Annotated in this window: 18 protein-coding genes and 1 tRNA gene; 8 read left to right on the top strand and 11 right to left on the bottom strand. The window is 70.6% G+C overall.

Annotation, left to right across the window (positions count from 1 at the left end):
• Positions 1–121: 121 nt before the first annotated feature.
• From ACFWI8_RS20530 to ACFWI8_RS20520, 3 genes are all read left to right on the top strand, one after another.
• The gene (locus tag ACFWI8_RS20530; RefSeq protein ID WP_387093403.1) at positions 122–1495 is read left to right on the top strand and encodes a GNAT family N-acetyltransferase; all 1374 of its coding nucleotides are present in this window, start codon (positions 122–124) and stop codon (positions 1493–1495) included.
• 141 nt (positions 1496–1636) lie between these two features.
• A complete protein-coding gene (locus ACFWI8_RS20525) occupies positions 1637–2179 on the top strand; it encodes a hypothetical protein (RefSeq protein ID WP_387093401.1) in 543 nt (180 codons plus the stop codon).
• 17 nt (positions 2180–2196) lie between these two features.
• A complete protein-coding gene (locus ACFWI8_RS20520) occupies positions 2197–2655 on the top strand; it encodes an ASCH domain-containing protein (RefSeq protein WP_387093398.1) in 459 nt (152 codons plus the stop codon).
• 406 nt (positions 2656–3061) lie between these two features.
• Here ACFWI8_RS20520 and ACFWI8_RS20515 read toward each other — a convergent pair whose 3' ends face one another.
• The 5 genes from ACFWI8_RS20515 to ACFWI8_RS20495 all read right to left on the bottom strand — a co-directional run bounded on the left by ACFWI8_RS20515 (position 3062) and on the right by ACFWI8_RS20495 (position 10993).
• Positions 3062–4174 carry a hypothetical protein gene (locus ACFWI8_RS20515; RefSeq protein ID WP_387093395.1) on the bottom strand — a complete coding sequence of 371 codons (1113 nt, stop codon included), beginning with the start codon at positions 4172–4174 and terminating at the stop codon, positions 3062–3064.
• Between the two features lie 90 nt (positions 4175–4264).
• Positions 4265–6346 (bottom strand): methyltransferase, FxLD system, encoded by a 2082-nt coding sequence (gene fxlM / locus ACFWI8_RS20510; protein ID WP_387093393.1) that lies wholly within the window; start codon positions 6344–6346, stop codon positions 4265–4267.
• A 21-nt stretch (positions 6347–6367) separates the two neighbouring features.
• Entirely contained in the window at positions 6368–7642 is a 1275-nt protein-coding gene (locus ACFWI8_RS20505; protein WP_387093391.1) for a lanthionine synthetase C family protein, read from the bottom strand.
• A complete protein-coding gene (locus tag ACFWI8_RS20500) occupies positions 7639–10584 on the bottom strand; it encodes a lantibiotic dehydratase (RefSeq protein WP_387093388.1) in 2946 nt (981 codons plus the stop codon). The genes ACFWI8_RS20505 and ACFWI8_RS20500 overlap by 4 nt, the downstream gene beginning before the upstream one ends.
• Positions 10585–10813: 229 nt before the next feature.
• Entirely contained in the window at positions 10814–10993 is a 180-nt protein-coding gene (locus tag ACFWI8_RS20495; protein ID WP_387093386.1) for an FxLD family lanthipeptide, read from the bottom strand.
• Positions 10994–11389: 396 nt separating this feature from the next.
• Here ACFWI8_RS20495 and ACFWI8_RS20490 point away from each other — a divergent pair, with 396 nt between their 5' ends.
• Together ACFWI8_RS20490 and ACFWI8_RS20485 are read left to right on the top strand one after the other, a co-directional pair.
• Positions 11390–12751, top strand: a complete 1362-nt coding sequence (locus ACFWI8_RS20490) for a helix-turn-helix domain-containing protein (protein WP_387093383.1) — start codon at positions 11390–11392, stop codon at positions 12749–12751.
• Positions 12748–13467 (top strand): HAD family hydrolase, encoded by a 720-nt coding sequence (locus ACFWI8_RS20485; RefSeq protein WP_387093431.1) that lies wholly within the window; start codon positions 12748–12750, stop codon positions 13465–13467. The genes ACFWI8_RS20490 and ACFWI8_RS20485 overlap by 4 nt, the downstream gene beginning before the upstream one ends.
• Positions 13468–13712: 245 nt before the next feature.
• Here the strand turns inward: ACFWI8_RS20485 and ACFWI8_RS20480 are convergent.
• Positions 13713–13794, bottom strand: a tRNA-Tyr gene (locus tag ACFWI8_RS20480).
• A 135-nt stretch (positions 13795–13929) separates the two neighbouring features.
• On the opposite strand from ACFWI8_RS20480, the gene ACFWI8_RS20475 reads away from it, so the two are divergent.
• The 3 genes from ACFWI8_RS20475 (at position 13930) to ACFWI8_RS20465 (ending at position 16230) form a co-directional block, all read left to right on the top strand.
• Positions 13930–14418, top strand: a complete 489-nt coding sequence (locus tag ACFWI8_RS20475) for a YajQ family cyclic di-GMP-binding protein (protein WP_387093381.1) — start codon at positions 13930–13932, stop codon at positions 14416–14418.
• Positions 14418–15518: a magnesium/cobalt transporter CorA gene (corA, locus tag ACFWI8_RS20470; RefSeq protein WP_387093378.1), complete on the top strand. Its 1101-nt coding sequence runs from the start codon at positions 14418–14420 to the stop codon at positions 15516–15518. Before ACFWI8_RS20475 ends, corA begins: the two co-directional genes overlap by 1 nt.
• A gap of 97 nt (positions 15519–15615) precedes the next feature.
• Positions 15616–16230, top strand: coding sequence for a DedA family protein (locus ACFWI8_RS20465; RefSeq protein ID WP_387093376.1), 615 nt, complete (start codon positions 15616–15618; stop codon positions 16228–16230).
• Between the two features lie 13 nt (positions 16231–16243).
• Here ACFWI8_RS20465 and ACFWI8_RS20460 read toward each other — a convergent pair whose 3' ends face one another.
• From ACFWI8_RS20460 to ACFWI8_RS20440, 5 genes are all read right to left on the bottom strand, one after another.
• Entirely contained in the window at positions 16244–17413 is a 1170-nt protein-coding gene (locus ACFWI8_RS20460) for an alpha/beta hydrolase family protein (RefSeq protein WP_387093373.1), read from the bottom strand.
• A gap of 130 nt (positions 17414–17543) precedes the next feature.
• On the bottom strand, positions 17544–17963 hold the full coding sequence (locus ACFWI8_RS20455) for a YccF domain-containing protein (protein WP_387093370.1): 420 nt from the start codon (positions 17961–17963) through the stop codon (positions 17544–17546).
• 15 nt (positions 17964–17978) lie between these two features.
• Positions 17979–18842 carry a zinc metalloprotease HtpX gene (gene htpX, locus ACFWI8_RS20450; protein WP_387093367.1) on the bottom strand — a complete coding sequence of 288 codons (864 nt, stop codon included), beginning with the start codon at positions 18840–18842 and terminating at the stop codon, positions 17979–17981.
• A 171-nt stretch (positions 18843–19013) separates the two neighbouring features.
• Entirely contained in the window at positions 19014–20504 is a 1491-nt protein-coding gene (locus ACFWI8_RS20445; RefSeq protein WP_387093365.1) for an NADH-quinone oxidoreductase subunit N, read from the bottom strand.
• Positions 20501–22048 carry a NuoM family protein gene (locus ACFWI8_RS20440; protein WP_387093429.1) on the bottom strand — a complete coding sequence of 516 codons (1548 nt, stop codon included), beginning with the start codon at positions 22046–22048 and terminating at the stop codon, positions 20501–20503. Before ACFWI8_RS20440 ends, ACFWI8_RS20445 begins: the two co-directional genes overlap by 4 nt.
• Positions 22049–22073 lie beyond the last annotated feature (25 nt).

The following is a 22073-nucleotide window of genomic DNA, read 5'->3' as shown; positions in this document are numbered from 1 at the left end:
CAGCTGGCTGTCGTATGGGACAGATCCGCCCCATCGTGGTCTAGGTTCTGGGTAGTTTCCACGATACGTGCTGGGGATGCGCTGCGGTGGTTGATGGCCGATGTTGAACAGAGGGGGATCGATGGCGATCAAGGTGTTGCCGGTTTCGGAGGCGCAGGATGAGTTGCTCGGTGCCGCTGTGTCGCTGGGGGACCGTTACACCGCGCGGCTAGGCCTGATGACGCCGCCTGCGTACCGCAAGATGGCAGAGGACGGTGGGCTCCTTGTCGCGGCCGAGGCCGGAACGGTGATCGGCTACGCGCTGTTCGGCCTTCCGAAACGCAGTCCGCATGTGCGCTTGGCGCACCTCTGTGTGGCGGAGGAGCACCGTGGGAAGGGCGTGGCGCGGCTACTGGTGGAGGCAATTTGCGAGCGCCATCCTCAGCGGTTGGGCATCAAGGCGAAGTGTCGGCGGGATTACGGACTCAGCGAGATGTGGACGAGTCTGGGATTTGTGCCCCGTGGCGAGATCCGGGGCCGTGGACGTGACGGGGAAACACTGGACAGCTGGTGGCTGGACATGGGGCACCCGGATCTCTTCTCGGGCTTGGAGAGCGATGCACTGCTGGTGGTGACTGTTGACCACAGTGTGTTCGCCGAGCTATGGGGTCGGGAACCGGCAGGTGATAGCTCGGAGTCCCGGGCACTGGAGGCAGGCTGGTTGGCAGACCTAATCGAGTTTGCTTTCACACCGCAACTGTTGCGGGACGTCCGGGACCTTTCGGATAAAGACGAGCGAGTGCACCAGCGAGCGGCCTTGCAGGGCCTGCGGCAGATCAGCCCTGCTCCCGAAGCGGTGGCGAAGCGGGGTGACGAACTGATGGAGGCGGCTCGCGGACGACTTCCCGACTTGCTCGTGGACGATGAGATGCGGAGGCGCCTGCGATATGTCGCGGAGACTTCGTGCGCCGGGCTCCAGGTCCTGGCGACCAGGGATCGGTCGCTCATTGGGCTGGCAGACGTCGCCTGGGAGGTCGCCAGAGTGCGGATTGTTTCGCCGTCGGTGGTGACTACGCATGTCGACGAGCTCCGGCAGGCTCAGGTGTATCGCCCGGCCGATCTCATGGGCACCGAGTTTCGTTCGGCGAAGCTCCAGCCGGGCGCAGAAGATGAGCTCGTCGCCTTCTTCGAACAGTCGAGTCCTGACAGCGGACCGACGTTCGCGGCCTGGCTGAGATCTCTGTCCGGCGGCGCCATGGACTGGCATCGCGAACTGCTTCGCGATGGCCATGGGCGTCCCGTTGCCCTGTACGCGTGGGCGATGGACGGGCGAGTGCTGACTGTACCTGTGCTACGCACCGCCACCCATGCGCTGGAGGAGACACTTGCACGACAACTGCTGTTCTCCCTGAAGCGTCTTGGACGCGAGAACGGGGCGCAGATCCTGCGCATCACCGACCCTTCGCCATCACCCGCGGCCAAGGCCGCCGCCGGCGATGACGGCCTGTTCGCATAAGAGGGTGGTCTTGCCGCACTAGTGGTAGACGTCTGCGGGGCCGCCCAGGAAGTGGGGGCGATCGCCTCTGAACTCTCCCGGCAACTTGGGCTCGAGGCTTCGGTTCTTGACGCCGGACTGTCCGCCGAGGTGGCGGCGGCCGTGGAGCGTGCCTGGTGGCCGGCCAAGGTAACGGACTCCTTGATGCCGTCATTCATGGCGCCGATCGAGCCCCGCTGGTCCACGGAGCTCTTCAACGTTCCAGCCATGCTGTTGCCGCGCAGCGACGTGCTCGGTATCAGCAGGGAGCATGTCTACTACCGCTCTTCAAGCCACCGCGGGGAGAGCGTACCGGCGCGCCTGCTGTGGTACGTCAGCAGAGGTACTGCAGGGCAGGGGGGGCAACTCATCGTTGGTTGTTCCCGGTTGGACGAAGTGATCATCGACACACCGGACGCACTCTTCTCCAAATTCGAACACTTGGGCGTATATGGTCGCAGTGAAGTACGTGCGGCTGCAGATGACTCAGGCCGTGCCATGGCCTTGAGATTCTCGGACACGGAGATCTTCCCGAGGCCGGTGACACTGAGGCGTTTGAACAACCTGGCCGATGGACTGGGTCTACGGTTGTCGCTGATGTCACTGTCGAAGATCAGCAACAGGCTGTTCCAGGCGGTCTACGAAGAGGGGCACCGGAGGACGTGAATGATGCGGGACGTGCGATGCTGCTGTCCGTCCACCCGCGGTTCGCAACAGCGATCCTGGACGGGAGCAAGACGGTCGAGGTCCGGCGCCAGCGCGTTGCGGCACCACCTGGAACCGTAGTCCTGCTCTACGCCACGGCGCCCACCATGGCCGTGGTCGGAACGGTTCGAATTGCTTCGGTTCAGGTTGCACCGCCCCGACAAGTCTGGTCAGCGCACCGGGCCCGAACGGGGATCAGCCGGCGGGAGTACAACGAGTACATGAGTGGTGCCACGATGGCCAGCGGGCTCGCCCTGGAGGATCCTTCATCCTTCAGTGAGCCGGTGCCCCTCAGCGACCTGCGCGCCGTCGGCGCATTTCACCCTCCCCAGAGCTACCGCTATCTGAAGGAAGAGGAACTGCGGCGGGTCGTTCAAGCAGCTCCAACGCTTCATGCAGCCCTCGGTGGGTTGCTGGGCGCCTTGGTCCGTGCCTGAGTGCGATGCCTAGCTAACGATCACGAGGAGCATGGTGCGAACGGCCAGTTTCTCACTGCCCCGGACGGCTTCTCTGTGGACCTCCCCGGTCCGCTCGGCAGCGCCCCAGACATCAAGGCGGCCCGTGGGCTGGCCCTTCCCAACCCACGACGCGCTGACGTTCTTGGTGGCCAAGAGCTACCAGGGAGCCGGTGCCGGAGTGCTCGTCCCGATCAAACGGCAGGTCAACGGCATACCGCTCGACGCTGACAACCGTACCTACAACAGCCTGCTCAACCGGCTGCGTGCCCTGGGAGAAACGCATCCATGCGGGGATTTTCTCCCAGGGGCTGGTGGTCAGGAAAGGGTGCGGCCATGCGGCAAGAGGGTGCACTGCTCGCCGGACACCTCGTACTCCCCGCCTCACTCACTGCAGTTCTGGATGCGGAGCGACGCTGGCGCGAATGACGGTGCCGCTGCTTCGCAGCGCAGTGGTCAGTTCCTCTTGCAGATTGGCAGGGATGACGCCGGTATCGAGGGCGCAGCGTTCGAGGAGGGCGGCGCATTCTGACGCCTGCTGTTCGGTGGCGAGCGTCCGGAAGCGTGGGTGGGTGAGGCATTCCCGAGCGGCGTAGCCGTCTGTGGCGGTGACAGTCCGGTGGTGTAGGGAGTCGATGAGATGCCGTGTGGCGGGGTGCTGCGCGGCGTCGGTGGCGTCGAGGAGGGTGAGGCCGAGGCGAATGTCGAAGACGGTCATCCCTGGTTCGGTCTGCCGGTTGAGATAGGTGGCCGTGAGGTCCCCCAGGTGGCTGTCGACCGGCTGTCCGGCGGCTCGGCGGCACAGCATGGTCAGGCAGGCCGTGACGGCCTGTTCCCACGGCTCGCCCGGCGTGGTGTCGGCGAGGAGGGCGGCGGCCCGCGCGGTGTCGTCTGTGACGAGGGCGGCCAGGACGGCTACTTGGCGCCCGTCCAGCATGCGTTTGCCCACTCCGCGGTGCGCTTCGATGTGGGCCAGGGCCTCGGCCCAGCGGCCCTCGGTGGTGAGGGCGCGGGTGCCGTCGGCGAGGAGCACGCGCCACAGCCAGGCGCGGACTTCGTGGCGGTCCTCGACGGTCGCGGCGAGATCCGCCGGAACGACCGCGCCCTCGAATCGAACGGCTTCCCCTGCCTCAACGGCCCTGTACAGGTCGTGCAGTCGCTGACGAGCCTGGTCCGCGCGGCCGGCGCGGATCTGGAGGCGGGCCAGGTTGACGATCGGTTCCAGTGCCCGGATGGCGCTCGCGGCGGGCAGGGGGCAGGCGTGGAGGTAGGCGGCGGCGTGCTGCTGGCACAGCTCCCGCGCGAGGTCGGGAAGGCCGAGGTCGGAAGCGAGGAGCGCGGCCTGGTTGTGGACGGCGGAGGCGAGGGCCTGGTCGCTCTCCCGCACCGCCGTGTCGGCGAGTTCCGTCAGGGTGCGCACGCGGGCGGGCAACGGCAGGCAGGCGGGCCGGAATCGGGCGACGAGCGGGAAGCGCTGGGCTGTGGCTCCGTGCGGGTCCATGGGGTCCCCCGGGGTGTGGGCGAGGACGGCTGAGGCGACGGTGCCCGCCAGCCGTGCGGCTGGCGGGCACCGTCCGCTGCGCGCGGGCTGTCACCGCCAGTCGACGACGATGCGGTTCAACGGGGTGTCCAGGGCGAAGAGGCCGGGTTGCTGCTCGATGGCAGGGGCGCCGAGGGGGTGGATCTCGAACGTGGCCGCACGGTCGCGGAAGTCGCGGTCCCAGGTGCGGACGGCGTCGGCGACCTTCGCGGCCAGTTCGTCACTGCCGGGGCCGTGGCCGATGACGCCGAACTCCCACAGCTTGCCGCCCTCGGTGGTCTTCTTCTCCGACAGGCGCCGGGCGAGGTAGGTGACGGCGCCCTTGTCGACGGCCGCGGTCGATGAGGGGTAGGGGTCGGCGGCAAGCAGGGTGCCCTTGGCACTCTGCGGGAACAGCATCCGAATGAGGCCGGAGGGCAGGGAGCAGGACACGAACAGTTCCATCCACTCCGGCGACTCCTCGCCGTGGACGGTCATGCCAGTCCATTCCTCGGTGCGCGGCTGGTCCAGGAAGCCGGCGAGGGCATCGGCATCGATGTTCTGGCCGGCCGGAGCCTGGAGCCGGACCGTGCCGTCCGCGCTGAGTGGGATGACGCGGCGGTCGTCGTCGGCGATGCCCCGTCGCAGCGGCATGAAGGTGTTCATCGCGCTGCCGAGGGATACCCAGCGGCCGTCGCGCTGCTCGTAGGCGATGGAGCGGGAGACGCTGCCCTTGAGGCGCTGGGGGACGAGAAGGCGGCCGCCGGGGGCGAGTTGCCGCAGCCAGGCGTGCGGCACGCCGTGCGCGCCCACGGTGGCGATGATCCGGTCGTACGGCGCTCCTTCGGCATAGCCGAGAGCCCCGTCCCGGGTCACCGCCCGGACGTTGCTGATCCCGGCGGCGGCGAGGTGCGCGCGGGCACCCTCCACCAGGTCGTCATCGATGTCGAGGGTGGTCACGTGCCCGGCTTCACCGACGAGGTGGGCCAGGAGAGCGGCGTTGTAGCCGGTGCTGGCGCCGAGTTCGAGGACGCGGTCACCAGGGCGGACGTCGAGCTGGTCGAGCATGAGGGCGACGACGCCCGGCTGGGAGGCGCAGGAGATCGACGTGCCGTCGGTGTCGTACTTGATGTGTACGGGCGCGTTGGCGTAGGCGTTCTCAAGCGCCGCATTGGGCACGAAGAGATGCCGGGGCACTGTGCGCAACGCGGTCTCGACGCGTGGCGTTCGGGCGTGTCCCTGCTGGCGCAGTTGGTCGACCAGGGCGTTGCGAAGCTGTTCGGCGTCCGCTGTGGGGGCGGTGCTCGTGGCGGTGTTCACCGCGCTGACGCTATCCCTCCCGGGCGCGACCTCGCCGGACGGCGCGGTGCTGTCACTCGGTCCCATGACTACCTCTCGTGCGATGGTGGACAGGGCGCTCTGGTCGTCTCGGAGGAGACCGGCGCGGTTGGCGTGGAAGATCACGTGATGGGCGATGACGGCGCGCACCCCGCGGGTCAGGACACCACCGCGGGCGAGAGAAGCGAGCGCGGCGCCCGCCCGTTCGAAGGCGTCCACCCACCCCTCGCGGCCGGCGAGGGGGCCGTCCGAGCGGCACAGGTCGCGGGCGTCGGCCGTCATCAACGTGCGTAGCGAAGGCGCCAGTTCAGCGGCTCGCTCGGGCGGCACGGGGACGGTGCTCGGACGGAGACCGGCGACCTGCGCCCACACGTCACCCTGTTCGAACCAGTCAAGACCGGCCGCGCGCATCATCGTGCTCGCCAGGAGCACTGCGGTCTCCGGGCGCCCCAGGTGCCCCGGGCCAGGCTGATAGGCGAGCAGGTGACGGGCGTCGCCGTGGAACAACTCGTGGGCGATGTCCATGGCCGCCGGACCGCCGAACGCCGCCGTCTCGGGCTCATAGACGCAGGGCAGCCACGACACGGCCACCCCGTCTGCGACCAGATCGGTCAGCAGTGCTTCAACAAGGGGTGAGGGATCGTCGGCGAGGTAGCGCAACGGCCAGGGCTGCTTGTTCATGAACCACCAGCCGGTGAGCTGCCCTTCCATCTCGGCGGCGAGCAGGGCAGGGCCGAGGCGTTCGGTGATGGCGCGGCGAGCGCTGTCGCGGTCGACGAAGGTGATGTTGTGCTGCTGCCAGCGGTCTGGAGGCATGGGACTCCTTAGGTCGATGGTTCAGGCGATGAGCAGGCAGGTGTCCCAGGCGGAGAGTGGCGGTGCGGCGATGGCGGGTGCGAGAAGGGCCAGGGCTGTTCCGGCGGCTCCGTCGAGCAGACCTGGGCCCTGTGCCTCGTCTCGAACGAGTGCTGCGGCGGTGTGCGTGGGATCGGCGCCGGGCGGATGCACCGCGGCCATGAGTGCCGGAATGGTGGCGCGGAGCCGGTCCACGGTTGCGGGGTGAGCGTCGTCGGCTGTGCGGGTGGCGAGGTGGGCGAGGCCGGCGAAGCCGTGGCACAGGCCATTGTCCGTGGTGGCCCTGAGCTGGCCTGGATCGGTGAGGGCGGCCACGAGCGCGTTCTCCGCGTCGATTTGGCGGGCGGTGTCGCCGAGGGCGATCGCGGCAAGTTGATGGGCGCGGGCGAGGCCGGCGGTGCCATAGCACCAAGTCGGCCGTCGGGGCGCGGAGGGGACGAGCCGTCCGTTGCACAGCTCGCCTCGGGTAAGCCAGTACGGCCAGGCCGGTCCGCTACTGGTCTCCTCGCGCCAGTTGTCCGTCCAGGCCAGGATGGTGCGCAGCGCTGCGTGGTGCCGGTCGACGAGGACGCCTTTCCGGGCGGCGAGAGCGAGGAGGGCGAGCACACCGCCAATGCCGTGCGCCATGCCCATGTTGGCGTGGCCGCCGGGAAACCGGCCGTCCGGCCGGCCCGAGGGTCCCGTTTCTGTCCACCAACCCGGCAGGATCTCGCCATGGTGGGTGATGGGCTCGGTGAGGCGAACGCAGTAGTCGAGGACGGCGCGCACGATGGGGCTTCCGGAGTCACGGCGCAGGAGGTAGGCGCCGTATCCGGTGAGGCCCCTGATCGCGTCGAACTCGGCGAGCCGTGGCAGATGCCCGGTGTTGATGCGACGGTGTGCGGCGTCGAGACGTCGCCTAGCGTCGGCAGCGACCTGATGGTCCGTTATGTTCAGGGCACGCTGATAGGAGCCGGGGAGGTGGGCGGCGGCGCAAGCCAGGGCGTGGGCGAAAGCGGGCGCCCCGTAGAAGGGGTGGCTGTCGGAGCCGCTGGTGATCGGCTGCCGTGCAGTGGCGGCGAGCCAGTCGTGGACACGGTGCCACGGGCCGATGCCGTTCGCGGCCAGCTCGATGTGCAGGAGCGCGATTCCCGGAGGTCCGTAGGCGAGGTGCTGCCGATCCGAGGACGCGGCCTGGGTCCCGTAATGCGCCGTGTCGGGGTCGGCCAGTTGGGCGGCGACGGCGGCGGCCAGGTCGAGCGCGGGGTGTCGGCTCACGACCTCCTCCCGCTGGTGCGGGCGATCCAGGCGAGGGCGGCGGCCCGCGCCAGGTACAGGCACACCTCTTCCTCCGGGAAGTTCACGGCGACGTGCCGCACGAAGTGCACGTGGAGCAGGGAGGTGAGGACGTCGTCGATGGCGATGCCCTGGGTGTCCGGGCCCGGCAGGTGCAGCCGATAGGCGGCGAGCGCGGTGTCCCGGTCGGCCCATTCCGACACGATGGCGTTCCCACCCGGCACTTCACGCAACGCGGCCCAGTCGTTGGACGGGTCGGCGAGCCGTACGGCCTCGGCGAACTGCGAGCGCGGAACGGGTTCGGGGGCGGTGGGCGGGGTGTGCTCGGTCAGCCACCGCATCGCTGCTTCGCTGCTGCCGAGGAACGCGGAGGTGATGGCGACGGTGTGAGCGGCCACCAACGCCCGCTGGTTCGGGCGTTGGTGCTGCGTGAGTTGGGCGAGGACGGCGCGCGAGTCCGCCCGGAACACCTCCTCGGCCGCCTCCCATGCAGCGCCGGAGCCCCAGCGGCCCATCTCGCGGTAGGAGGTGGGGTAGCGCAGATCGGCCAGCAGGCCGAGTTCGCGCAACGTGTCGGCCCATGCGCTCACCGTGCGGGCCGTTTCGGCGAAGGCATCCGGTGTTGGCAGAGCGATGCGCAGACGGAGGTGCTGGGCGGGGTCCCGGAAGCGGACGAACCACCACGGCGGCGTGCCAAGCCGCTGGAGGAGACCAGGCAAGCGCTGTGCGAGCACCGCGTCCTGGCGGCGCGGGTCGCCGTAGAGGGCAGCCAGGAGCACCGTGGAAGTGGCGGGGCTCTGTGTCTGGGTCGTGGCCAGGGCGCGGGCCGGGGTGGGGGCGGGCAGGGGCGGCCACGCCGGTGGCCGGGCCGCCTTCAGCGGCACGATCACCTCGTGCGGGCGGCCGTCGCACCAGCCGTACGCCTCGGGCTCCGGGGCCTCCACGAGGACGGCCGTGCCCGCGCGGTCGAGGTGCTGGCGCAGGAGCGTCCGGTGGCCGGCCTGGTCGAGGTCGAGGAAGAGGCGCCGGTCGTCCTCCGCGAGGCAGACTCGCCGTGGCAGCCGCCGCCGGGATCGCCAGTCGGTGAGGGCGGAGTCCCACTCGGCCCGGGGGCAGGTGGGGGGTGGCAGCTCGGTCGCCTCCAGCCGCCAGCGTGCTGGGACCAGAACCGTGCGACCGTAGCTCAGGCGCGGCAGGAACGGCATGGCCGCCGCGGCGCCCCAGTCGAAGACGGTGACCTGTGCGCACTGGGCGCGGGACAGCTCGGTGAGGAACCGCGCCAATGGCGGAGTGTGTGTCCTGAGGTTCAACGCGTGCGTCACGATGCCCTCCACCCGGTGCCCTCGTTCCGGGACGGCCAGGTACATGCGGCGGCCGTCGCACCCCACCGCCAGGTCAGCGGGGGTGAGGACGCCGTTCGCTGAGGCGTGGTGTTCCTGGAGGCTGAGCACCGTGGGCAGGATCTGCGGGGTGCGGGTGACGTGGGCGCTCTCGGGCAGAAGCGGCGGGAAGGAGAGCTGTACTGGCGCGGTGTCGCTGTCCGCGGCTGGCAGGTCCGCCAGCTCCGAGGCCAGGGCTCTGCGCTCTTCGAGGGCGAGCACGTTCAGGAAGCGGCCCGTGGCGACACCGGCGCCACGGGACACGCTAACGACCTCCAGCCGGAACCGGCCGCGACGCAGTTCCTCCAGACCGACCGCGTGCACCCGCACCCCGACTTCCAGGTGCGGCGGCACCCGGGGCTCGTCGGGCCCCACGTCCAGGGCGGCGATCAGCTCGTCGGTGAGGACCACCTCATCGCGGCCGTCGAGCGCGGCGGCCTGCGCCAGCCGTAGGAGAACGTCGTCCCGGGCGGAGACGCGAGGCCGTCGCGTGCCGGCCGGCGCGCCCGGGTAGCCGTCGGGATATCCGGTGCCGCTGTCGGCCACGACCTCTGGGAGCGGCACCATCGTGCCGATGCCGTACCGCTCGTAGAACCGCTGGTGGTAGGCGCCCCACGCCGGGGTGCCGTACGGGCGGGCGCAAACACGGGCCAGGACCAGGGCGGCGCGCTCGACCTCGCGGGCGACCGCCTCAGGCAGGACGAGGTGGGCGTCCAGGCGCAGGTCGAGCGCGAGAGGGTGGCGACGCAGCCCAGGCACGAGACTCCACATCCGCGCGGCGACCCGGTCTCGGCCGCCGCGCGTGGCGCACTTCCCCAGGCCGGTGTGCACCGCCCGCAGTTCGCGCACTGTCTCCGCGACCTCGACGAGGGCCCCGGCATCGACCTCGTCGAGCTGCCCGAGCAGGTACCCCAGGGCGTCAGTCTCGGTGCTCGGCGCGTGCAGACTCGTGATCAGCACCCGCCGCCGGATCAGCTCCACCAGCAGTTGGGGCACCTTCTCCGCCCCGGCCGCAGGGAACTCCGCCCGGAGCTTGTCCGCGAGCGCGCCGAACCGGATCGGAGCCCGGGAGGCGTCGAGGACCGCGCGCACGGGTTCGGTCTGGGCCAGGGACGCCTCCACCGCGCGCGTCCGCTCGTCCTGCATGTGGGGTTGGAACGGCACGATGAGCCGATCACCGCGGCTTGTCACGGTGTTGTTGACGACCACGGGCAACCGTTCGAGGAGGTCGAGGCACGACTCCAGCCGGCCGACGACGGCGGCAAGCCACTCCGCTCCCGCACGGACGACGGCCACGTGCTTCCCGCCCCAGCCAACGCTCGCCCGGTCCCCGAACTCGGCGGCGGTCACACCGGCGAACAGGCCGAAGGGTGTCGCCCGGTGCTCGGCGCGCAGCAGATAGCGGGCCACGGACAGTGCCGCACGCCGCACGTCCCGCCAACGCGGCTTCTCGGACGTGCACACGGCACGCACCCGCGCGCCCAGGACCGGGCTCGCGTGTTCCAAGGCCTCAGCAAGGTCTTCGTCCGAGCAGACCGCGCGCAACCACGCGACGCAGGCGGCCGCCCCGTCTGGAGAGCGATCGTCGAGGTCAGGGAAGGCAGGCCACGACTGTGCCGGCCGGGCCACGGCTCGGACCAGGGCAGTCCTGCCGGTCCGGAACGATGGGAGCGGAGCAGCCACCACTACCTCCGTAAGGCGAAGGAATCGGCGACCGATGCCGTCACACCGAAGGGCGTGACGACACCGGCCCGTCGAGGTATGAACCGTCAGGTCACGCCACGTTGGTGACGCAGGCGCCGCAGGTGCTGCCGCACCCGTCGTCGGTCAGGTTGACCAGGCCCGCCGGGTCGGCGACCTCCACCAGGGAGACGTCCAGGTCGAAGCCGTCCGACGCCCCCGTCGTCCGCTGGACCACCTGAGTGCTGCTCGGTGCTTCGATGACTCGGGTCATGCCAACTCCTCTGTATCGCTGGAAGGTTGTGGTGGTGCCCGCTCAGGGCCGCACGGCACAGCACGGACAGCCCCGGCGGGGGTCTCTTCGGACACCACTCGGGCGACGCCGCTGCTGCGTAACTCACTTAGCGTGTCCGGCGATTGGGCTTCTCGCACATCCGGACCGTGATATCACTGGCGTGATATCCAGCCGTTCGGGGCCGGGCCAGCCTGTTCATCGCCAGGCCGGCGGGAGGTAAGGATGGTCGTAGCGGGCGAACGACGATGTGCGCGATGCGGCTGTCAACTCAGCCGCTACAACGATGCCGACCGATGCTCGGCCTGCACGAGGACGTCCTTCAGCACCGCTCCCCCGGCCCCCACCGTCCCCGACCGAGTGTGGCGGGCGCCAGACGTGCGGAGCGCCCTGGGGGCCTGGGACTTCGGTCTGGCAAGCCGCCTGATCCGCCAGCGCTCCTCCCTTCGGCAAGCGGACATGGCGGCCTTGACCGGGCTCAGTCAGGCGTACCTGTCGATGCTCGAGGCAGGCACCCGCCGGCTCACCAACATCGACAAGGTCATCGGCTTCCTCGTCGGTCTCGGTGTCCCCGACGAACTGCTGCGGTTACCCGTACCGCGACGCTCACCGGGCGCGATGCCGGTCAGCCCAACAGCTCTGACCGGCCTTGAGGACCCCGTCTTGCCGTGGACAGCGGCCCGTATGGTGGCTGCCCTGAGCGATGTGGTGGGAAGTGAGCCTGTGGAGCGCCGGAAGTTCCTTGCCGTCAGCGGGATGGCCTTGACCGCCTACGTGCATCACTGGGGCATGGCCGAAGCCGAGCCGCTGGCGCGGGCGCAGAAGGGCAGCAGGGTCACCGAGGGACTCGCGCAGCAACTCCAGGGCACCATTGACCATTTGCGGACGATGGATGCCAGCGCCGGAAGCGGTAGTCTCGCCGAGCTCGGCAAAGCCCACCTGACGCTGGTCGTATCGCTCCTGAAGAACAGCTCCTACAGCGAAGCGGTCGGTCGTCGGCTGGCCGGCATCGCCGCTGACACCGCCGCCCAGACCGGCTGGTTCTACTTCGACTCCGGCCAGCACGCGGTGGCACAGCACTACCTCCTGGCCGCCCTGCGAGCCGCGCACGCGTCCAGCGATCCCCGCCTGGGAGCGGCAGCTCTCTCATACCTGGCCATCCACGGCTACTCCACCGGCAATCCCCGAGACGCCGTCTCGGCCGCCCGCTCGGCCCGCGAGAAGACCAAGATGTTGAACACGTCCGCCCTGCACGCCATGCTCCTGACCCGTCAAGCACGCGGACACGCGAAACTCGGAGAAGAGCGAGCCGCCCGCCGCGCACTGGGCCAAGCCGCGGAGCTGTGCGCCGGTGGCCGCTCCGAGAACGATCCCCACTGGCTGTACTGGATCAGCGAAGGCGAAATCCGAGGACAGGCGGGAAGCTGCCACCTGGACCTGGGCGACCACGCACGCGCCATCGAAAGCCTCACGGCCGCCGAGGCAACGATCAACCCCACCGAGTTGCGAACCCGGGCCCAGTTCCTCACCCGCGCCGCCACCGCCCACCTGCGCATGGGGGACATCGAGGCAGCCTGCGCCACGGCGCACGACGCCCTGTCACGAGCCGAGCAGCTCCTGTCCGCCCGACTCAACGAACACGTACGGGAGTTCGCCGACGAACTCGCCACGGCCGGCCACGCCACCCACGCCTCGGACCTCACCGAGCGGGCCGCCACCGTGATACGGACGGAGCCCTGACCGTGGCCGAGGCCGTACTCGTCCTGTGGGACATCGACCGTACCCTCCTGTACGTCGGCGACACCGACCGACAGGTCTACCGCGAGACCTTCCACCAGGTCGTCGGCCGCTTCCCTGAGAAGCTTCCCCAACGGGGCACCGGGGTGACCATGCCTCTGGCCATCCGCACACTCCTCCTGGACAACGGCGTGCTCGAGCGGGACATCCCACGACTGCTGCCCAGGATGGTGGAACTCCTCCCTCAGCTCCTCGCCGCGCACATCGCAGAGATGAAGCTCAGTGGCGCAGTGCTGCCGGGCGCGGCGGAGTCACTTGCAGCCGTGCACCAGACACCTGTCTTGGTCCCGACGGTGGTCACGGGGAACCTCAAGCCGAACGCCGAAATCAAACTCCGCGCCTTCTCGCTCGACTCCTACCTCGACCTCGACATCGGAGGTTTCGCCTCGGACGACCCGCACCGCCCCGCGCTCGTCGGCATCGCCCAGAAACGCGCACTGGAGAAGCACAGCCTCGGGTTCGCCCGCTCCAACACCGTCATCGTCGGAGACTCGCTGGAGGATGTGCGCACCGGGCTGGAGGGCGGCGCGCTGGTGATCGGCGTAGCAAGCGGCAAGACCTCCGGCCCCGAGCTCAGGCAGGCTGGCGCCGACCTCGTCCTGCCCGACCTGCGGAATCCAGAAGACCTGCTAGCCGCCATAGCCGCCCTGACCCGGTAGGGCCTCGTCCCACCTACACCGTTCATCGGCTGGTTTGCCTCCCAACGAGCGACGCCGCCAGCCAGCCGTAGAGCCGACCCTCTGGGGGACACCTGGGGAACGGAAACCAGCCCAGGTCGGGAAGGACACGAGACAGAGAGCAGCAAAGGCCGTGTTTCGATTCTCGTTCGAGAGCAGTGATCCGAGGCAGCGAAACAGCCCCCCGACCCTGCTTTTTCGCTGGTCAGAGGGCTGCCTCTGCGCTGTGGCGGCGCCAGGGTTCGAACCTGGGTAGGCTGAGCCGGCAGATTTACAGTCTGCTCCCTTTGGCCACTCGGGCACACCGCCTTGCGACGGGGTAAACGATACCCGATGCCCCGGGGTGGTCCGCCACCCGGTTGGGGCCGGTGGATCCGGGTAGCCGGGTGGCTAGGCTGTGCGGCGACCACGCCTGATGTGACAGATCCGAGGAGCCTTACCACCATGGCCGACTCCAGTTTCGACATCGTCTCGAAGGTCGACCGGCAGGAGGTCGACAACGCACTCAACCAGGCGGCCAAGGAGATCTCGCAGCGGTATGACTTCCGCGGGGTCGGGGCCTCGATCGCCTGGTCGGGGGAGCGGATCGAGATCAAGGCCAACGCCGAGGAGCGGGCGAAGGCGGTGTTGGACATCTTCCAGACCAAGCTCGTCAAGCGCGGGATCTCGCTGAAGGCGCTGGACTCGGGCGAGCCGCAGGCCTCGGGGAAGGAGTACCGGCTGTACTCCACGATCAAGGAGGGCATCTCGACGGACGACGCCAAGAAGGTGGCCAAGCTGATCAGGGACGAGGGGCCCAAGGGGGTCAAGGCCCAGGTCCAGGGCGACGAGCTGCGGGTCAGTTCCAAGAGCAGGGACGCGCTGCAGGAGGTGCAGCGGCTCGTGCGGGAGAGGGACTTCGACTTCGCGGTGCAGTTCGTCAACTACCGGTGATGCGTGGCATCGGTGGGGTCCTGCGGCGGGCTCGGCGGGGTGCCGTGGGGGACGGCGCGAAGGTGGACCTGAGCCACCGGGCCAGGGCGCCGCTCGGGAGCGCGGTGGTGAACTGCGCGGTGTACCGGGACGGGGTGCGCAGGTCGGGGCGGTTCAGCGCGCGGGAGGCGATAGCGCGGGCGCGCGGGTGGCGGGGCGGGTTCGTGTGGATCGGCCTGCACGAGCCGTCGGAGGCGGAGTTCGCGGAGGTCGCCGACCTGTTCGGGCTGCACCCGCTGGCCGTCGAGGACGCCGTGCACGCGCACCAGCGGCCCAAGCTCGAGCGGTACGACGACACGCTCTTCGCGGTGCTCAAGACCGTGCGGTACGTCGAGCACGCCGAACTCACCGACAGCAGCGAGGTGGTGGAGACCGGCGAGATCATGGTCTTCACCGGTCCTGACTTCGTGATCACGGTCCGGCACGGCGGGCACGGCTCGCTGGGGCCGCTGCGGGAGGACCTGGAGGCGACGCCCGAGCAGTTGGCGAAGGGGCCTTCGGCCGTGCTGCACGCCATCGCGGACCAGGTGGTGGACCACTATCTCGACGTCGTGGCCGCGGTGCGGGACGACGTGGACGAGATCGAGTCGGCCGTGTTCTCCGACTCCCGGGGGCGGGGCGCGAACCCCGGGCAGATCTACCAGCTGAAGCGGGAGCTGTTGGAGCTGAGGCGGGCGGTGGCGCCGCTCGACGGGCCGCTGCGGACGCTGGCCGAGAAGGAGCTGCCGACGGTGGACGCGGAGATCAGGCGCTACTTCCGTGACGTGGCGGACCACCTGTCGCGGGTGACGGAGCAGGTCAACGGCTACGACATGCTGATCGACTCGATCCTCCAGGCCAACCTGGCGCAGGTCACGGTGGCGCAGAACGAGGACATGCGGAAGATCACCGCGTGGGCGGCGATCCTCGCGGTGCCGACGATGGTCTGCGGCGTGTACGGGATGAACTTCGACCACATGCCGGAGCTGCACTGGCGCTTCGGCTATCCGCTGGTGATCGGTGTGATCCTGGTCGCCTGCTACGCGATCCACCGGGGGTTCCGGCGGAACGGGTGGTTGTGAGCGGGGCGGACGAGGAGCGGTGGACCTGACGATCGTCAGGTCCACTCTTGACGAAGGGCAGATCCTGGTCGGCAGTTCGATTGCCTAGGCTGGGCCCGTGGATAATGCGATCCTCGACGCCATCGAAGGGTTTGTCGCCACCCCCTGGGTGTACGTGGCGCTCTTCGCCGTCGCGAAACTCGACGGCTTCTTTCCCGTGGTGCCCAGCGAGACCCTGGTGGTGACCCTGGGGGTCTTCGCGGCGGCCGACGGCAACCCCAACCTGCTCCTCGTCATCCTGGTCGCGGCCCTGGGCGCCTTCACCGGGGATCACATCTCCTACTTCATAGGCCGGAAGTCGGGCGATCGGGTCTTCTCCAAACTCAAGCCCGGCAGCAGGACGCACCGGGCCTACGAGCACGTCGGCGACATGTTGGAGAAGCGCGGCGGCCTGGTGCTGGTCATCGCCCGCTACATTCCGGGCGGCCGCACCGCCGCCACGCTCACCACCGGCGCCACCCGCTATCCGCTGGGCCGGTTCTCGCGCTACGACGCGATCGCGGCCGTGAGCTGGGCCATCTACTCGGCCTGCATCGGCTACATAGGCGGCGCCGCCTTCGAACACAACCCGCTGCGCGGGGTGGCGCTGGGGCTCGGCCTCGCGCTGGCGATCACCGTGGTGCACGAGGGGGTGCGTTACCTGCGCAACCGCCGCGCGTCCGCCGCGGAGTAGCGGCGCGGGCCGCTCAGCGGCCCTGGAAGACCACCTCGGGGTTGGCCGCCGTCGGCCCGTCGAGCAGCGGCGCGGGCAGACCCCGCAGGTGGGCGTCGAAGAACGCGGCCACGTAGTCCCTGGTGATCTCGCCGGAGCGCTCTCCGGAGAGCGGCGCCTCGGGGTCGGTCATGCCGAGTTGGCCGCCGAGCACCGGCAGGTCGATGAAGGTGAAGTGGCCGGAGCCGGTCACGGTCAGCCAGCGGCGCCAGCCGTCGAGCCGGGCCCAGCCCTCGTCCCAGGACTCGTCCTCGCCGCCCGGGTGGTGCAGGGACTCGGTGCCGAGCATCATGAACGGCCGCCCGTCGAGGCCCTCGGCCGGCACCGGGGCGAAGAAGGTGCCGTCCATGTTGACCCCGGCGCGCACCCGCGGGTCCCGCGCCATGGTGACGGCGGTGGCGTTGCCGCCGATGGAGTGTCCTGCCATGCCGATCCGGGTGGTGTCGATCAGGCCGGCGTACCGCCAGGCCGGTCGGGGCCCGGTCAGCCGGTCCAGCACGAAGGAGAGGTCGGCCGCCCGGCCCTCGGCGACGACCGACAGGTCGTCGGCGGCCTCGCAGGCCACGCAGGTGAGCATCCGGTCGCCGGGGAAGAGGGTGCCGACGGACTCGTAGGCGTGGTCGACGGCGGCCACCACATAGCCGCGGCTGGCCAGCTCCTCGGCCAGCAGGGTGAGGGTGGTGCGGGGCAGCGAGAAGCCGGGCGAGAGCACCACCAGGGGGTGACGGCCGCGCTCGGGTCGCGCGCCCACCCGGGCGGTGATGCCGGTGGCGGCGACGTCCTCGGGCGCTATGACGCCCTCCAGGTGCTGGCTCTCCAGCAGCAACCGGGCCTCGTCGGCGGTCAGATAGGGCGCGGTCCTGCCGGTGCCCGACCTGGCCGGGTAGTACATCGACACCAGCAGTTCGCGGGCGCCGGCCTCCGGGACCCACGGGTCGGTGCGGTCCCGGTCCACCAGGTGCAGCGTGTCCCGGCCGACGGCGAAAGGACCGGTGGGGCTCGGCAGCCGGAGGACGGGGGCCGGGTCCTGGTCGGCGGCCGACGTGGCGGGGGCGGCCGCGGCGGTCGGCAGCAGCGGGGCGGCGAGCGCCAGGGCGAGGCCGGTCGCCAGGGCGGCGGCGGTTCGGGAGATCGTGATCAACATGCACGGAGCGTAACCAGGGCGTTGAAGGCGCCGCGTCCGTCCCGGGGCTGACTGACCCCTGAGATATCCGCCGTCCTCCCCTACGCGCCAGGACTACCGAGGGGGTGGTGCCAGCACTACTCGTGCCTGGTCAGGTGTTGTAGCCCGGCTGGCTCCAGCGGTAGCCCGGGTAGGTCTGGGCGGTCGGCACGATCTCCCGGCCGAGCGGCATCAGCGACACCGGCACCATCTTGAAGTGGGCGATGCCGAACGGGATGCCGATGATCGTCACACAGAAGGAGATGCCCGCCAGGATGTGGCCGAGGGCGAGCCAGATGCCGGCGACCACCAGCCAGATCACGTTGCCCACGCCGGAGGCCAGGCCCGCGTCGTGCCGCTCGGTGACGCGGTAGCCGAAGGGCCACAGCGCGTAGCCCGCTATGCGGAAGCAGGCTATGCCGAAGGGGATCGTGACGATGAGGATGAAGCAGATGATGCCGGCGAGCGCGTAGCCGAGCGCCATCCACAGTCCGGAGAAGATCAACCAGATGATGTTGAGTATGGTTCGCACACCCTCAGGATGATCTCAGCGGCGCCCGCCCGCCATGCGTTCCAGGCGCTCGATGCGGTCGGCCATCGGCGGGTGGGTGGCGAACATCCTGGCCAGGCCCTCGCCGCGGCGGAACGGGTTGGCGATCATCAGATGGCTCGCCGTCTCCAACTGGGGCTCGGGGCGCAGCGGTCGGGCCTGGGTGCCCGCCTCCAGCTTGCGCAGCGCGCTGGCCAGCGCCAGCGGGTCCCCGGTGAGCCTGGCCCCCGAGGCGTCCGCCTCGAACTCGCGTGACCTGCTGACCGCCAGTTGGATGAGGGAGGCCGCGATCGGGCCGAGGAGCATCACCAGCAGCATCCCGACGAGGCCGGGGCCGCCCTCGTCGTCGTCCCGCCCGACGGGGAGGAACCAGGCGATGTTCACCAGGAACATGATCACCGAGGCCATGGCCCCGGCGACCGAGGAGATCAGGATGTCGCGGTTGTAGACGTGGCTGAGCTCGTGGCCGATGACGCCGCGCAGCTCGCGCTCGTCGAGCAGGCGCAGGATGCCCTCGGTGCAGCAGACGGCGGCGTTGCGCGGGTTGCGGCCGGTGGCGAAGGCGTTGGGCGCCTCGGTCGGGGAGATGTAGAGCCGGGGCATCGGCTGCCTGGCCTGCCCGGCCAGCTCGCGGACCATGAGGTAGAGCCTGGGCGCCTCGAACTCGCTCACGGGCCTGGCCCGCATGGCGCGCAGCGCGAGCTTGTCGCTGTTCCAGTAGGCGTAGCCGTTGGTGGCGAGGGCCACCACCAGCGCGATCAGCAGGCCGCCACGGCCGAAGAAGCTCCCGATGACCAGGATCAACGCGGACATGCCGCCGAGCAGGGCGGCGGTTTTCAGACCGTTGTGCCGGCGGTGCACGGTGTGCCCTCCTGTTGCGCGCGCGGGGGTGGGGGTTCCGGATGTACCGGATGCCGGAGTTTCTCCACTAACAGCGGACACTCCCGAAGTGCACAACGCGATCCGCGGGACGTGCGTTCCCTCGCCGGGTCCGCTGTTACCGAGCGCGAACGTTCCGGGGACCCGGCGGCGCTAGATCAGGCCGGTCGAGACGAAGGTGAGGATCAGCTGGGGGGCGCCGGAGAAGGCCAGGGCCGCCGCGGCGGCGAGCCCCACGGCACCGGCCAGCGGCACGGTGGTGAGCGAGGTCGGCCCGGTGGCCGGGGCGGCCGCCGGGTCCTCGGCGGGGCGGAAGAGCAGCGCCGTCCAGCGCAGGTAGTAGAAGAGCGCGATCGCCACGTTGACCGCCATGACCACCGCGAGGACCCCGAGGCCGGCGTCCACCGCGGCCTCGAAGACCGCGACCTTGGCGAACAGGCCGACCACCCCCGGCGGCAGCCCGGCCAGGCACAGCAGGAAGAAGGCGAGGGCGAGCGCGGTCAGCGGCCGGCGGGCGTAGAGGCCGCGGTAGTCGTCGAGCCGGCGCGCCACCTGGGCGGCCACCGCGAACGCGCCCAGGTTGACCGCGGCGTACATCAGCGCGTAGGCGACGGTCGCGCCCACCGCCTCGCCGCGGTCGGTGTAGGCGGCGGCCGCGAGCGGCACCAGCAGGTAGCCGGCCTGGCCGACCGAGGACCAGGCGAGCAGCCGGATCGCGCTGTGCGGCGCGGCGGGGTCGGTGCGCAGCGCGGCGACGTTGCCGACGGTCATGGTGAGCCCGGCGAGCAGCCCGAGCGCCGGGCCCCACAGGTCGCCGTAGCCGGGGAAGGCGAGGGTGGTCACCAGGGCGAGGCCGGCGAGCCCGGCGGCCTTGCCGACCACGGACAGGTAGCCGGCGACCGGCAGCGGCGCGCCGACGTAGGTCTCGGGGACCCAGAAGTGGAACGGGACGGCGGCGGCCTTGAAGGCGAAGCCGACGAGCGTCAGCGCCACCCCGGCCTCGGCCAGCGTGGCGAGCTGGGGGTCGCCGCCGGGCAGGGCGGTGGCGAGGTCGGCGAAGAAGAGGCTGCCGCCGGCGGCGTAGACGAAGCTGACGCCGAGCAGGGTGACGGCGGTGGCGGTGACCGAGGTGAGGAAGAACTTGAGCGCGGCCTCGGGCCCGGTGCGGCTGCCGCGGCGCAGCCCGACCAGGGCGTAGGCGGGCAGTGTGGTGACCTCGAGCGCGATGACGAGGGTGGCCAGGTCGCGGGCGGCCGGCAGCAGCGCGGCGCCGGCGGCGGAGGAGAGCAGCAGGAACCAGAACTCGCCGGCCGGGACGTCGTCGTCCGCGGTCTCCGGGACGGAGAGCAGGGCCACGAGGAACGCGCCGCCGAGCACCAGCAGCTGGACGATGACGGCGAAGCGGTCGGCGGCGTAGGCGCAGAGCGCGGGCTCGTCGGCGAGGCAGAACGTGGCCCGGTCGCCGTCGCGCAGCGGCAGCAGGGCGACGGCGGCGAGCGCGAGGCCGCCGGCGGCCAGCCAGCCGAGCAGCGGGCGCCTGGCGGCCGGCAGGAACAGGTCGGCGACGAGCACCACCACGGCGGCCACCGCGGCGATGAGCGGGGGCGCGACGACCGCCCAGTCGACGTTCTGGGTGAGGTTCATCTGGCGACTCCGGGCAGGAGGGCCGCGACGGCGGGGTCGGTGAGGTCGAGCAGGACGGCCGGCCACAGGCCGGCGAGCAGGGTGAGGGCGGCGAGCGGGGCGAACGCCGCGTACTCGGGGCCGCGCAGGTCGGTGAGCGGCTCGTCGGCCCGGTCCCCCATGCAGACGCGGCGGACCACGAGCAGCAGGTAGGCGGCGGTCAGCAGGGTGCCGAGCCCGGCGCACACCAGGTAGACGAGGAACGCGGGCCGGCTGAGCCCGTCGGCCGGGTGGTAGGCGCCGAGCATGGCGAGCAGTTCGCCCCAGAAGCCGGCGAGGCCCGGCAGCCCGAGCGAGGCGACGGCGGCGAACGCGAGCAGTCCGCCGAAGCGCGGGGCGCGCCCGTAGAGCGTCACGTCGGTCAGCCGGTCGAGGTCGGTGGTGCCGACGCGTTCCTTGAGGGCGCCGACGAGGAAGAACAGCAGGCCGGTGATCAGGCCGTGGGCGACGTTGGCGAACAGCGCGCCGTTGACGCCGCCGCGGGTGAGGGTGGCGATGCCGAGGAGCACGAAGCCCATGTGGCCGACGGAGGAGTAGGCGATGAGCCGCTTCAGGTCGCCGCCCGCGCCCTGGCGCACCAGGGCGAGGCAGGCGAGGGAGCCGTAGACGATGCCGGCGGCGGCGAAGGCGCCGAGGTAGGGCGCGAAGGTGTGCATGCCCTCGGGGGCGATCGGCAGCGCGATCCTGACCAGGCCGTAGGTGCCCATCTTCAGCAGCACGCCGGCCAGCAGCACCGAGCCGGCGGTGGGGGCGGCCGTGTGCGCGTCGGGCAGCCAGCTGTGCAGCGGCCACATGGGGGTCTTGACGGCGAGGCCGAGGCCGATGGCCAGCACGGCGAGCAGCTGGGTGGTGTGGCTCAGCCCTGCGCCGTTGGCCTCGGCGAGGGCGACCATGTCGAAGGTGCCACCACGCAGACCGATCAGCAGCAGGCCGAGCAGCATCACCACCGAGCCGACGACCGTGTAGAGGATGAACTTCCAGGCGGCGGCGGCACGTTCGGCGCCGCCCCAGCGGGCGATCAGGAAGTACATCGGGATCAGGACCGTCTCGAAGGCCAGGAAGAACAGCACCAGGTCGAGGACGGCGAAGGTGGCGAGCGTGCCGGCCTCCAGCAGGAGCAGCAGCGCGACGAACGGCACCGGGCCCGGGGTGTCCCGGCCCGCGGGCGGCCGGAAGTAGGTGTAGAGGGCGCAGAGGAAGGTCAGCAGCGCGGTGAGGACGAGCAGCGGCAGGGAGATGCCGTCGACGCCGAGGTGCAGCCGGACGTCGAGCGCCGGGATCCAGCTCAGGTCGGTCTCGGCCTGGACGTCGGCCGGCCGGTCGTGGTCGAAGCCGGCGGCGAGCAGCAGCGTCAGGACGAGCACGGCGCCGGTGACGGTGACGCCGTGCCGCAGCACGTCCCGCTCGGGGCCGCCCCGACCGCGCAGCCCGGGTGGGGCGGGCAGCAGCGCGGCGCCCGCGCCGAGCAGCGGGAGCAGGACGGCGGCGGCGAGCAGCAGCCGCATGGTGGTGTCGTTGAGGCTGATCACG

Origin of the sequence: Streptomyces sp. NPDC127098 (assembly GCF_042722465.1) — a bacterium.
Classification (GTDB): domain Bacteria; phylum Actinomycetota; class Actinomycetes; order Streptomycetales; family Streptomycetaceae; genus Streptomyces; species Streptomyces millisiae.
This window is presented reverse-complemented; position numbering and strand designations above follow the sequence as displayed.